Source organism: Cellulosimicrobium sp. Marseille-Q8652 (genome assembly GCF_965112045.1).
In genome coordinates this window covers 258,403-270,688 of record NZ_CBCOPS010000002.1, presented here as the reverse complement: position 1 = coordinate 270,688, position 12,286 = coordinate 258,403, and the positions used below count along the sequence as shown (strand labels likewise).

Genomic DNA, 12,286 nt, shown 5'->3' with positions numbered 1-12,286 from the left:
CTCCCGGGGACGGCGCCCACCCCGTGCTCGCCCGTCAGGACGCGAGGAAGCCCAGGAGGTCGTGGCGCGTGAGCACGCCCGCGGGGTCGCCGTCCTCGACGACGAGCAGCGCGTCGGCGTCGTGCAGCGCCTCCCTGATCGCGTCGACGCCCTCGCCGGCGCCGATGAGCGGGAACCGTGCCTCCATGTGCTTGTCCACGCGGTCGGCGAGCGACGCCCGGCCCGAGAAGACGGCGTCGAGCAGCTCCCGCTCGCTGACCGACCCCGCGACCTCGCCGATCTTCACGGGCGGCTCCGCACCGACGACCGGCATCTGGGAGACGCCGTACTCGCGCAGGATCTCGATCGCGTCGCGCACGGTCTCGTTGGGGTGGGTGTGCACGAGGTCGGGCAGGCGCCCGCCCTTCGCGCGCAGCACGTCGCCCGCGGTGACGCCGTCCTCCGCCGGGAGGAAGCCGTACGAGCGCATCCAGGCGTCGTCGAAGATCTTCGACATGTAGCCCCGACCGCCGTCGGGCAGGAGCACCACGATCACGGCGCGGGCCGCGGCCTCGGGGTCCTCGTCCTCGAGCCGGCGCGCGAGCCGCAGCGTCGCCTCGACCGCCATGCCGCACGAGCCGCCCACGAGCAGCCCCTCCTCGCGCGCGAGACGCCGGGTCATGGCGAAGGAGTCGGCGTCGCTCACGGCGATCACCTCGTCGGGGACCGCCGGGTCGTACGCCGTCGGCCAGAAGTCCTCCCCGACGCCCTCGACGAGGTACGGGCGCCCGTCGCCGCCCGAGTACACCGAGCCGGCCGGGTCGGCGCCGACGACGCGGACCCGGCCGCCGTCCTCCGCGCTGCGGTCCGCCGAGGCCTCGTGGAGGAACCGTCCGGTCCCGGTGATGGTGCCGCCCGTGCCGACACCGGTCACGAAGTGCGTGACCCTGCCGTCGGTGTCCGACCAGATCTCCGGCCCGGTCGACTCGTAGTGCGACAGCGGCCCGTTCTGGTTGGCGTACTGGTTGGGCTTCCACGCGCCCGGGATCTCCTGCACCAGCCGGTCGGAGACGGAGTAGTAGGAGTCGGGGTGGTCCGGCGCGACGGCCGTGGGCGTCACGACGACGCGGGCGCCGTACGCGCGCAGGACGTCGCGCTTGTCCTGGCTCACCTTGTCGGGGCACACGAACACGCAGTCGTAGCCCTTGCGCTGCGCGACGAGCGCGAGCCCGACGCCGGTGTTGCCGGACGTCGGCTCGACGATCGTGCCGCCCGGCCGCAGCTCGCCCGACGCCTCGGCGGCCTCGACCATCTTGAGCGCGATGCGGTCCTTCACGGAACCGCCGGGGTTCACGTACTCGACCTTGGCGAGGATCGTCGCCGACAGTCCTTCCGTGACGCGGGTCAGCCTGACGAGCGGGGTGCCGCCGACGAGCTCGGAGATGTGCTCTGCGTATCTCATCCCCCGATCATCGCCGATCCCCGGGTGCCGCACCGAACGCGCGGACCTGAGCCGCGGTCCGACGCCGCGCGACACCGGTCGCCCGCGCGTCGGGAATTTCCGTACGGTGTAGAACGTTGGACGTCTCGGCCAGCCCACGACCGAGAGGTGCCCCGTGACCGCGACCAGCCCCACCGCCGCTCCTGCGACCGTTCCCGCGACCGCTCCCCTGCCCCCGCTCACCGACCAGGCGTACCGCCTCGTCGCGCTCGGCGTGCCCGCGCTCGCCGGGCTCGGCGAGCGGGCGCTCGTCGCCGCGGCGGCCGAGCTCGCGGCCACCGCGCCGGCCGGCTCGCTGCTCGTCGTCGACCCGCGGCTCGCGCCGCCGTCGAGCCTCGCCCCGCTGCTGCGGCTGCCCGTGCGCGGCGGCGAGAAGGAGGGCTTCGTCGTCGTGGACATGGACGACGTCGACCGCTTCACCCCGATCGACGGGCTCGACGTGCCCGAGGGCGCCGTCTACGCCGTCACCGACCTCGACCGCGGCGACGACCTGGCGAACTGGTCCCCCGACGAGGCGCTCCCGGAGATCACTGCGCGCGGCCGCACCCCGTTGCTGCTCGCCGAGGGCATCCACTGGGCGCTCCAGGTACCGGACGTCGTCGAGCGCAACCGGTGCTACATGACGATCGGCTCGCGCCTGCGCAAGCCCGGCGGGTCGCTCGACACCCGCACGCCCGCGATCTGGATCTCGAACGGCACGGGGCGCGACGGGAGCGAGCGCCGTGGCGCGCCCAAGGTCGGCTGGTGCTGGGCGGGCAACCGGCACACGTGGCTCGGCTTCGCCTCGGCCGCCTCCCGCGGGGGTCTGCCCACCTGACCACCACCCGCTGAGTGCATGAAATAGTCGCGGTCGGAGGCTCCGACCGCGACTATTTCATGCACTCAGGGGTCAGCCGAGGAAGCCCAGCAGCGCGACGAGGACCACGGCGACACCGAGCACGACGACGAGCAGCGGGCGGCCCGACGCCTCGCGCGCGGTGAGGCGGCCCAGCCCCGCGCCGACCGCCGCCGTGATCCCGACGACGAGCGCGGCCCCGGCGACGAGCGCCCCACCGCTGCTCGCCCCCGCGTCGGCGAGCTGGTTCGCGAGGCCGCCCGCGAGGAGCGATCCCCACAGGGCGCCCGCGACGAGCCCCAGGCCGGCGAAGACGAGCGCGGCACGCCCGTCGGACGCACCCTTCGTGACCCGGGTGCCCAGCCACGCGACGGCTGCGCCGGCGGTCGGGACGCTGAGCAGGACGAGGAGCGCGGCGAACGGCAGGTACGCGGGCGGCGCCCCGGACAGCACCATGTAGAGCACCTGGACGGCGAGCATCGCCGCCGCGGCGACGGCCAGGCCGGCGACAAAGACCGGCACCCGCGGCGGAGGGGTCTCCGCCGCGGGTGCCGGTCCGCGTGAGTCTCGCGCCACCGTCAGTCGCTGCTCTGCAGGATGGCGAAGAGGCGCAGGAACTCGAGGTAGAGCCAGATCAGCGTCACGAGCAGGCCGAACGCCGCCGACCACGCGAACTTGGCCGGCACGCCGCCCTCGACGCCGCGCTTGATCGAGTCGAAGTCGACGATGAGAGACGCCGCCGCGAGACCCACGGCGACGAGGCTGATGACGATGCCGAGCGTGCCGCCGCGCAGGCCCCACCCGTCGAGCGCGCCGAACATGAGCAGCACGACGTTGACGAGGGAGAAGGCGAGGTAGCCGACCATCGCGATGAGGAGCCAGCGCGTGAACTTCGGCGTGACCCGCACCTTGCCGGAGCGGAACAGCAGGAGCGCCGCGGCGAAGGTCGCGACCGTCGCGACGACGGCCGACGGCACGACGCCGTCGTAGAAGCTCTCGTAGTAGGCGCTGATGCCGCCGAGGAAGACACCCTGGGCGACCGTGTACAGCGTGATGAGGAGCGGGCTCGGGTTGCGCTTGAACGCGTTGACGAGACCGAGCACGAGGCCGGCGATCGCGCCGATCGGCCAGAGGCCCGGTGCGAGCAGCCACGTCGCGGCGCCCACGACGACGAGCAGCGCGAGCAGGCCGCCCGTCTTCATGATGACGTCGTCGTAGGTGAGGCGCTTGGTGTCCGCGGTCGTCGCCGCGGGCGCGTCGTACATCTGGTTCAGCGTGGCCGCGTCGGCGGCCTGCGCGCCGTGCTGGCCCCACTGGGCACCCTGGGGCGGCGTGCCGTACGCGGGGTTCTGGCCCTGCGCCGGCGGCGTGCCGTAGGCGGGTCCCGCCTGGGTGGCGGCCCCTCCGCGCTGGTTCTTCGGATCACCGAAGACCGCGCTGTTGTTGAAGACGGGGTTGCTCATGAGCTCCTCCTGGTCGCGGCGTCCACTCTCGCAGCGGGCCTCGTCATCGGCGTTCCTGCCTCGAGTCGGGTGTCGCTGGCCTGACGTTCATCCTACGGAACGTGCGAGTCCCGGTCACTGTTCCCGCGGGTGATCACGCGCCGCGGCCGGTGCGCCGCGGGGACCACGCACCCTGACCGACGTACCCCGCACGGGGTACGCCGCGCGACCCGCCGGGCGCCGAACATACGCCGGAAGGTGGCTGTCCGGCGTCGGGCACCGGACCTAGGCTCGACGACGACGCCACGACGCACCCAGCGGGCCCTCGGCCCGCGCAGCACCCTGGAAGGGGCAGCCATGATCGAAGCACGCGGCCTGACCAAGCGGTACGGGCCCAAGACGGCGGTGGACGGCATCTCGTTCACCGTCCAGCCCGGGACCGTCACCGGGTTCCTCGGCCCGAACGGCGCCGGCAAGTCCACGACCATGCGCATGATCATGGGCCTGGACCGCCCCACCGCCGGGACCGTCACGGTCAACGGACGCCCGTACGCGCAGCACCGCTCCCCTCTCACCGAGGTGGGCGCGCTGCTCGACGCGAAGGCGGTCCACACCGGGCGCTCCGCCTACAACCACCTCCGCGCGATGGCCGCGACGCACGGCATCCCGACCAAGCGCATCGACGAGGTCATCGAGATGACCGGCCTGCAGTCGGTCGCGAAGAAGCGCGTCGGCGGCTTCTCGCTCGGCATGGGGCAGCGCCTCGGCATCGCCTCCGCGCTGCTCGGCGACCCGAAGACGCTGATCCTCGACGAGCCGGTCAACGGCCTCGACCCCGAGGGCGTCCTGTGGGTCCGCAACCTCGCGAAGTACCTCGCGTCGGAGGGCCGCACGGTCTTCCTCTCGAGCCACCTCATGAGCGAGGTCGCCGTGACCGCGGACCACATCGTCGTCATCGGCAAGGGCCGCATCATCGCGGACGCCCCCGTGGGCGACATCGTCAACGGGACCCAGCAGCGCAGCGTCCGTGTCCGGACGCCGCACGCCACCCAGCTCGCCGAGCTCCTCACGCGCGACGGCTCGACCGTCACGAGCGACGAGCCCAGCCTGCTCGTCGTCTCGGGCGCCGACGCCGCCGGCATCGGCGAGCTCGCCGCCGCGCAGGGCTTCGTGCTCCACGAGCTCACGCCCGTCGCGTCCACGCTCGAGGACGCGTACATGGCCCTCACGGCCGACTCCGTCGAGTACCAGACCGAGTCCGCGCAGATCCACGTCGGGCACGGCGCCGCGGGCGCCTCCCCGGCCGGCGTCGCGCAGGACGCGCCCGTCCAGACCCCCGAAGGAGCGCAGCGATGACCGCCGCAGCAGTCTCCCCCAGCCCGACGGCGACCCGCGCCACCCCCTACCGGCTCGGCCTCGGCCACGTGCTCCGCTCCGAGTGGATCAAGTTCCGCTCGCTGCGCTCCACGTGGTGGACCATCGGCACGACGATCGTCGTCATGGTGCTGTTCAGCCTGTCGATGGCCGCGTCGCTCAACTTCGCGGCGGACACGCCCGAGATGGCTGCGGAGATGGGCAACATCTCGACGGTCCAGGCGATCGTCCTCGGCTACATCTTCGCCCAGCTGTCCGTGGCCGTCCTCGGCGCGCTGGTCATCACGGGCGAGTACTCGACGGGCATGATCCGCTCGACGCTCGCCGCCGTCCCGACCCGTCTGCCCGCGCTGTGGGCCAAGGCCGGGATCATCGGCGTCGTGACGTTCGTCGTCGGGCTCCTCGGTGTCGCGCTGTCCTACCTCGCGACCGCGCCGATGCTGTCGGGCAACGACCTCGTCCCCGACCTCGGCGACCCCGTCGTCCAGCGCGTGATCCTCGCGTGCGCGGGCTACCTCGCCCTCGTGGCCCTGCTCGCGGTCGGCGTCGGGACGATCATGCGCCACTCCGCCGGCAGCATCTTCACGCTCGTCGCGTTCCTCTTCGTCCTCCCGCTCGTCGCGAGCTTCCTGTCGCAGGACTGGGTCCGCGACGTCGAGAAGTTCCTCCCGATGAACCTGGCCACCGCCATGATGACCGTCAACGAGGCCGACGCCGGGATGGTGGAGGTCCTCTCACCGGGCGCCGCCACCGCGGCGATGGCCGGCTGGGCCGTCCTGTCGCTCGGCGTCGCGGCGTTCGTGCTCAAGCGCCGGGACGCGTGACCACGCCGGACACCACCCTGCCGACGCCGGACGAGCCCACCGCTCGTCCGGCGTCGGCCGCCGCGCGCTCCGACGCCGCTCAGCCCCCGCAGCCCGTACAGCCCTCGCCCCGGCCGGACGCGCCGCGCACGCTCGCGATGCGACCCGCGCCGCAGCCGTTCACGGAGCTCGACGCCCGTCGCCTCGGGCCGGTCCGCCGCTACTTCGCCCAGCACCCGCGCGTCATGGACTGGGTCGTCGTGGGGCTCTTCGTCGTGCCGGGCCTGTTCTACGCGCTCGCGATGCCCGAGGGCGCCGGCTCGGACCTCGCGGTGCTCGCGTTCTCGCTCGCCGGGGGCGCCGCGCTGCTGTGGCGGCGCCGCCGGCCGGTGACCGTCGCTCTCGCCGTCACTGCGCTGGGCTGCGCCGCCATCGGCGTGACGGGCGACACCGCGGGGTACGAGGTCGCCGCGATGTTCGCCGTCTACGCGGTCGCGGCGGCACGGTCCCCCCGGGTCGCGTGGCCGACGCTCGCGGCCGTGGTGCTGCCGATCTCGACGGCGACCCTCCTCTGGTACCACATGAGCACCACCCCGGACGGCGAGTTCGTGCGGACGAGCGCCGCACCCGGCGAGCCCACGGTCGACCGGGTCGTGAGCGTCCTCGTCACGACGATCCTGTGCCTGGTCGCCATGGCCGTCGGCTCCAACGTGCGGGCCCGGCGCCAGCACGTGGCCGATCTCGTCGAGCGCGCCAACTCGCTCGCGCGCGACCGCGACCAGCAGGCACAGCTCGCCGTCGCCGCGGAGCGCACGCGCATCGCGCGCGAGATGCACGACGTCGTCGCGCACTCCATCACCGTCATGGTCGCGCTGGCCGACGGCGCGAAGGCGTCCGGCGCCAAGCATCCCGAGCTCGCCGGGCACGCCCTCGACGAGCTCACCGAGACCGGACGCGCCGCGCTCGCCGACATGCGCCGCGTCCTCGGCGTCCTGCGCGAGCCCGGTGCCGGGACGACGACGGCGCCGCTCGCGCCGACGCACGAACCGACCGAGCTCGAGGACATCATCGAGCGGTACCGGACCGCCGGTCTGCCGGTGCGCCTCGTCCGCCGCGGCCCTCAGCCGACGCTCGAGCCCACCCTGCGCCAGGCCGTGCACCGCATCGTGCAGGAGGCGCTGACCAACGTGATCCGGTACGCGCCGCTGTCGCCGATCGTGCTCGTGGAGGTGGTCCGCTGGGACCGCACCGGGTCGCGCGAGGGCGACTGGCTCGAGCTGCGCGTGGTCAACAGGTCCGGGCGCCGGCCCGGCGAGGGGACGGACGCGGACGACCGGGCCCTCCCGCCCTCCGTCGCGGCGCACCACCCGGCCGACGTCCCCGTGGGGACCGGGCGCGGGATCATCGGGATGCGCGAGAGGGCGGCCGTGCACGGGGGTAGCGTGACGGCCGGTCCGGTCGGTGACGGCTGGGAGGTCGTGGCGCGCCTGCGGCTCGACGGGGACCATCGATGACGGGGACGGGAGAGCCAGTGGGCCACGACGACGGGACGGCAGCAGCGAGCACGATCCGCGTGCTGCTCGTCGACGACCAGGCGCTCCTGCGCATGGGCTTCCGCATGATCCTCGCGGCCGAGGACGACATCGAGGTCGTCGGCGAGGCCGGGGACGGCGCCACCGGGGTCGCGCAGGCGTCGGCGCTGCGCCCCGACGTCGTGCTCATGGACGTCCGCATGCCGGGCACGAACGGGATCGAGGCGACGGAACGGATCGTCGCCGAGACGCCGTCGTCGCGGGTCATCATCCTCACGACGTTCGACCTCGACGAGTACGCGTTCTCGGCGCTGCGCGCCGGGGCGAGCGGGTTCCTCCTCAAGGACGCGAAGCCGGGCGAGCTCGTCGGGGCGATCCGTGCCGTCGCGAGCGGCGACGCCGCCATGTCGCCGCGCATCACCCGCCGGATGCTCGAGATGTTCTCGGGCCAGCTCCCGCAGGACGGCGCGGCGCCCTCGACGGCCGCGACGGGCCGCGACGACCCCCGCCTGTCCCACCTCACGGCCCGGGAGCTCGAGGTGTTCGAGGCGCTCGGCGAGGGTCTGACGAACGCCGAGATCGCCGAGCGGTTCGTGCTCTCGGAGGCCACGGTCAAGACGCACGTCGGCCGCGTGCTGGGCAAGCTCGGCCTGCGCGACCGCGTCCAGGCCGTCGTGCTGGCGTACGAGACGGGCGTCGCCCGGCCGTCCTGAGTCCGTGGTCGCGTCGTGGTGTTCCGACCGGCCGTGCGGGGGTGGGACGACGGCCGAGCGGGCGGTGCGACGTCGGATGCGCAGGGCGTCGAGGCCGCGCTCCTGAAGCGGACCGCCGACCGCCGGAGGTGACGGTGCGGCCGGCCCGAGCACCGACGGCGCACCGCCCGCGGACCCGACCGGACCTAGGCCTGCGCCGCGACCACCGTCTCGGGCTCCGCCCGCACGGACTCCTGGGCCTTCGCCGCCCGTCGAGCCCGGCGCTTCTCGCCGCGGCGCTCGACGAGCAGGTACAGCACCGGCACCACCACGAGCGTGAGCAGCGTCGAGCTGATCAGCCCGCCGATGACGACGAGGGCGAGCGGCTGGGAGATGAACGCGCCGCCGCCGGTGATCCCGAGCGCCATGGGGGTGAGCGCGAAGATCGTCGCGAGAGCCGTCATGACGATCGGGCGCAGGCGCTTGCGCGACCCCTCGAGCACCGCGTCGTCGAGCGAGCGCCCGCGCTCGCGGTACTGGTTGATGAGGTCGATGAGCACGATCGCGTTGGACACGACGATGCCGATGAGCATGAGCATCCCGATGAGCGACGGCACGCCGAGCGGGGTCGACGTGGCCAGCAGCAGGAGCAGCGCACCGGTCGCCGCGAACGGCACGGAGACGAGCAGGATGAGCGGCTGCACGAGCGAGCGGAACGTCGCGACCATCACCACGTAGACGATGAGGATGGCGGCGAGCAGGGCGAGGCCGAGGTCGGCGAACGCGTCCTCCTGCTGGGCCGCGACGCCACCGATCTCCACCGACGCACCGGCGGGGAGGTCGAGCTCGTCGACCGTCGTGGTGAGCGCGGCGGTGAGGGAGCCGAGGTCCTGGCCCGCCGGCGTCACGGAGACGGTCGCGCTGCGCTCGCCGTCCAGGCGGGTGATCGACGTCGGGACGGCGACCTCCTCGATCGTGGCGACCGACGTCAGCGGCACGGGACCCGCGGCGCCCGGGATGACGAGCGCCTCGAGCTCGGCGACCGTCGCCGGACCCTCGCCCTGCGACACGACGACGTCCACCGGGCCGTCGCCGAGGTCGACGCTCCCGATCGGCATCGGCGACATGACCGAGGCGACGAGCACGGAGAGCTGGGTCTCGGTGAGTCCCGCCGCGGTCGCGGCGTCGCGGTCGACGCTCACCTGGACCGTCGACTGCTCGGCGGCGAGGTTGTTGGTGACGTCGACGGCGCCGTCCGTGCCCTCGGCCGCGTCCTGGACCTGCTGCGCCGCGTCGGCGAGCGTGTCGGGGTCCGTGGTCCGCACGACGAGGTCGACGGTCGAGGAGCCCATGAGCGCCTCGCCGCCCGCGACGGTGATCTCGGTGGTGGCGTCGGTGCCGAGGTCGGCGACGGCGTCGCGGATCGTGGCCTGCGCCGCGGTGCCGTCGGCGTCGTCGGCGAGCGTGACGGCGAAGGTCGCCTGCGGCGTGGACCCTCCGCCGAAGAAGGCGGCCGCCGCGGCGTCGCCCTGGCCGACGGTCGTCTGGACGGTCTCGACCTCGTCGAGGCCGAGCAGCGCGTCCTCGACGGTACGTGCCGCCTCGTCCTGCGCGACGAGCGTGGTGCCCGGCTCGAACGTCTCGGTCACCGTGAGCGTGTCCTGGCCGGAGTCACCGAGGAAGTTCGTCTCGAGGCGCGGCACGAGCGCGAGCGTCCCGACGAGGACGAGCACGGCGACGGCGAGGGTGACGACCGGGCGGCGCAGCGACGCGCGCAGCGTCGGCATGTAGGCGCGCTGCCAGATCCCGCGGCGCTCCTTCGCCTCGGCCTCGGCGCGCGTGCGCTCGGCGACCTCGGCGGCCCGGGCGACGGACTCGTCGGACCCGTCGTGCTCCACGACGCCCTTCGGGGCCTTGATGAACCAGTACGCGAGCACCGGGACGATGGTCAGCGCGACGAACAGCGACGCGAGCATCGCGATGGCGACGGTCACGGCGAAGGGCCGGAACAGCTCGCCGACCATGCCGCCGACGAGCGCGATGGGGGCGAACACCGCGACGGTGCAGATCGTCGAGGACGTGATGGCGCCGCCGACCTCGCGGACGGCGGTGAGGATCGCCTCGCGCTTCGGCTCGCCGTAGGACAGGTGCCGCTTGATGTTCTCGATGACGACGATGGAGTCGTCGACGACGCGGCCGATCGCGACGGTCATCGCGCCGAGGGTGAGGATGTTCAGGGTGTAGCCCGTCGCGTTCATCACGATGAAGGTCACGCACAGCGACAGCGGGATGGAGATCGCGGACACGAGGGTCGAGCGCAGCGACGCGAGGAACAGGAGGATGACGACGACGGCGAAGAGCAGGCCGAGGCCGCCCTCCGTCGCGAGGCCCTCGATCGACTCCTCGATGAACGGCGCCTGGTCGAACACGACGGCGACGCGCACGCCCTGGTCGGCGAGCGCCTCGTCGAGGTCCGTGAGCGCGTCCTGGACGGCGTGCGAGATCTCGACCGTGTTGCCCGCGGGGGTCTTGGTCACGGCGATCGCGAGCGACGGCTCGCCGTCGAGCCGGGAGTACGACGTCGCGTCGGCGTCGACCTCGGCGACCTCCGCGACGTCGCCCAGCGGCACGACGCCCGCCGCGCCCTGGAGCGGGAGCGCCGCGAGCTCGTCGACCGACGTGATCTGCGCGCCGATCTGGACGGTGAGCTCGGTGTCGCCCTCGACGACGGTGCCGCCGGGGATCTGGACGCCGTTGTCGTCGAGGAGCGTGGAGACGTCGGCGGACGAGACTCCCGCCGCGGCGAGCGCCTGCGGGTCGAGGTCGACGCGCACCTCGCGGTCCGCGATGCCGGTCACCGCGACGGAGCGCACCTCGTCGATCTCCTCGAGCCGCGGCACGAGCACGGACTCGACGACGGAGCCGAGCTCCGCGGCGTCCAGCGCGGCGTCGCCCTCGCTGCCCTCCGCGCCGGCGGCCGCGAGCTGGATGACCGGGAGGTCGTCGATCGAGCCCGTGACGACCTGCGGCTCGACGTCGGCCGGGAGCTGCGACTGGATGCGCGTGACCGCGGTCTGGAGCTGCTGGCTCGCGGCGTCCATGTCGGTGCCGTAGTCGAGCTCGACGCTCGTGACGGACAGGCTCGTCGAGGCGGTCGAGCTGATGCCGGCGATCCCGTCGACCCCTTGGACGGCGGCCTCGATCGGCTCGGTGACCTGGTCCTCGACGATCTCCGGCGCCGACCCGGGGTAGACGGCGACGACGGCGGCCGCGGGGATCTGCAGCGACGGGATGAGCTCCTGCTTGAGCGATCCGAGGCTGACCACGCCGAAGATCGCTGCCGCGACCGTGACGAGGGCGACGACGGCTCGGTTCGCGAGCGACGTCCGGGCAAGTCGGGACACGGTGCCTCCAGGCAGCGAGGAAGAATCGGAGGAGAAGGACGTCGACGCCGTCGTCGGTCGTTAGCCTAACGCTAAGCATCTGCGGTCGGTCCCGGGTACGGTCACGGCGTGGGAGAGCAGCACGACGACCGCCCGGGCGAGCGGCAGAGAGAGTGGCAGAGAGAGCGGCACGGCGAGCGGCAGGGCGACCGCCCCGCGGTGCGTCCCGACGAGCACGACGAGCAGGACGACGAGCGCCGTCGGCTCGTCGGCCGTGTCGAGGAGGCCGGGAACGTGCTCAGCGAGATCTTCCTCGCGCAGCGCCTCGAGCCCATCCTCACGACCCCGCTCACGGTGCAGCAGCTGCGCGCGCTCGCGGTCCTGCAGGTCGACGGCCCGTCCGGCGCCCATCGTCTCGCCGAGGTCCTGGGCGTCACGGCGGCGACGGTCTCGGGCATCGTCGACCGTCTCGTCGCGGCCGAGATGGCCGAGCGCCGTCCCGACCCGACCGACGGGCGCGTCCGCCTCGTCGCGGCGACGCGTCGCGGGGCGGACGCGGTCCGGCGCCTCGCGGCCCGGGAGGAGCCGACGCAGCACCTGCTGGAGCGACTCGACCTCGACGACCTGCGCGCGCTCGTGCGCGGGATCGTCGCGCTGGCCGACGCCGCGCGCGAGGAGGCACGCGCGCGCCCCGGCGACGCGGACCCCTCCGCCTGACCGCGACCGCGGCCCCGGCGCGCGGGCT

Annotated in this window: 10 protein-coding genes; 6 read left to right on the top strand and 4 right to left on the bottom strand. The window is 73.6% G+C overall.

Annotated features, from left to right (window positions below; all coding sequences use genetic code 11):
* Positions 1-34: 34 nt before the first annotated feature.
* A complete protein-coding gene (locus ACWPWV_RS11200; protein ID WP_454043069.1) occupies positions 35-1,441 on the bottom strand; it encodes a cystathionine beta-synthase in 1,407 nt (468 codons plus the stop codon).
* Positions 1,442-1,595: 154 nt separating this feature from the next.
* Here ACWPWV_RS11200 and ACWPWV_RS11195 point away from each other — a divergent pair, with 154 nt between their 5' ends.
* Positions 1,596-2,297, top strand: coding sequence for a DUF5701 family protein (locus ACWPWV_RS11195; RefSeq protein WP_454043068.1), 702 nt, complete (start codon positions 1,596-1,598; stop codon positions 2,295-2,297).
* Positions 2,298-2,369: 72 nt separating this feature from the next.
* On the opposite strand, the gene ACWPWV_RS11190 is transcribed toward ACWPWV_RS11195, so the two are convergent.
* Both ACWPWV_RS11190 and ACWPWV_RS11185 read right to left on the bottom strand, forming a co-directional pair.
* Positions 2,370-2,837 carry a hypothetical protein gene (locus tag ACWPWV_RS11190; RefSeq protein WP_454043067.1) on the bottom strand — a complete coding sequence of 156 codons (468 nt, stop codon included), beginning with the start codon at positions 2,835-2,837 and terminating at the stop codon, positions 2,370-2,372.
* A gap of 56 nt (positions 2,838-2,893) precedes the next feature.
* Positions 2,894-3,778, bottom strand: a complete 885-nt coding sequence (locus ACWPWV_RS11185) for a Bax inhibitor-1/YccA family protein (RefSeq protein WP_454043066.1) — start codon at positions 3,776-3,778, stop codon at positions 2,894-2,896.
* Between the two features lie 336 nt (positions 3,779-4,114).
* Here ACWPWV_RS11185 and ACWPWV_RS11180 point away from each other — a divergent pair, with 336 nt between their 5' ends.
* The 4 genes from ACWPWV_RS11180 to ACWPWV_RS11165 are packed head-to-tail and all read left to right on the top strand — an operon-like array spanning position 4,115 to position 8,179.
* On the top strand, positions 4,115-5,113 hold the full coding sequence (locus ACWPWV_RS11180) for an ABC transporter ATP-binding protein (protein ID WP_454043065.1): 999 nt from the start codon (positions 4,115-4,117) through the stop codon (positions 5,111-5,113).
* Positions 5,110-5,955 (top strand): ABC transporter permease subunit, encoded by an 846-nt coding sequence (locus ACWPWV_RS11175; RefSeq protein WP_454043064.1) that lies wholly within the window; start codon positions 5,110-5,112, stop codon positions 5,953-5,955. Before ACWPWV_RS11180 ends, ACWPWV_RS11175 begins: the two co-directional genes overlap by 4 nt.
* On the top strand, positions 5,952-7,448 hold the full coding sequence (locus ACWPWV_RS11170; protein ID WP_454043063.1) for a sensor histidine kinase: 1,497 nt from the start codon (positions 5,952-5,954) through the stop codon (positions 7,446-7,448). The genes ACWPWV_RS11175 and ACWPWV_RS11170 overlap by 4 nt, the downstream gene beginning before the upstream one ends.
* Positions 7,445-8,179 (top strand): response regulator, encoded by a 735-nt coding sequence (locus ACWPWV_RS11165; protein WP_454043062.1) that lies wholly within the window; start codon positions 7,445-7,447, stop codon positions 8,177-8,179. The genes ACWPWV_RS11170 and ACWPWV_RS11165 overlap by 4 nt, the downstream gene beginning before the upstream one ends.
* A 185-nt stretch (positions 8,180-8,364) precedes the next feature.
* Here ACWPWV_RS11165 and ACWPWV_RS11160 read toward each other — a convergent pair whose 3' ends face one another.
* Positions 8,365-11,562: an efflux RND transporter permease subunit gene (locus ACWPWV_RS11160; protein WP_454043061.1), complete on the bottom strand. Its 3,198-nt coding sequence runs from the start codon at positions 11,560-11,562 to the stop codon at positions 8,365-8,367.
* Between the two features lie 108 nt (positions 11,563-11,670).
* Between ACWPWV_RS11160 and ACWPWV_RS11155 the strand changes: the two genes are divergently transcribed.
* Entirely contained in the window at positions 11,671-12,258 is a 588-nt protein-coding gene (locus ACWPWV_RS11155) for a MarR family winged helix-turn-helix transcriptional regulator (protein ID WP_454043060.1), read from the top strand.
* Positions 12,259-12,286: the final 28 nt, after the last annotated feature.

Bases quoted from the DNA above. Each gene is read 5' to 3' on its own strand.
- ACWPWV_RS11200 (WP_454043069.1), bottom strand. From the start codon at position 1,441: ATGAGATACGCAGAGCACATCTCCGAGCTCGTCGGCGGCACCCCGCTC.
- ACWPWV_RS11185 (WP_454043066.1), bottom strand. From the start codon at position 3,778: ATGAGCAACCCCGTCTTCAACAACAGCGCGGTCTTCGGTGATCCGAAG.
- ACWPWV_RS11180 (WP_454043065.1), top strand. From the start codon at position 4,115: ATGATCGAAGCACGCGGCCTGACCAAGCGGTACGGGCCCAAGACGGCG.
- ACWPWV_RS11175 (WP_454043064.1), top strand. From the start codon at position 5,110: ATGACCGCCGCAGCAGTCTCCCCCAGCCCGACGGCGACCCGCGCCACC.
- ACWPWV_RS11165 (WP_454043062.1), top strand. From the start codon at position 7,445: ATGACGGGGACGGGAGAGCCAGTGGGCCACGACGACGGGACGGCAGCA.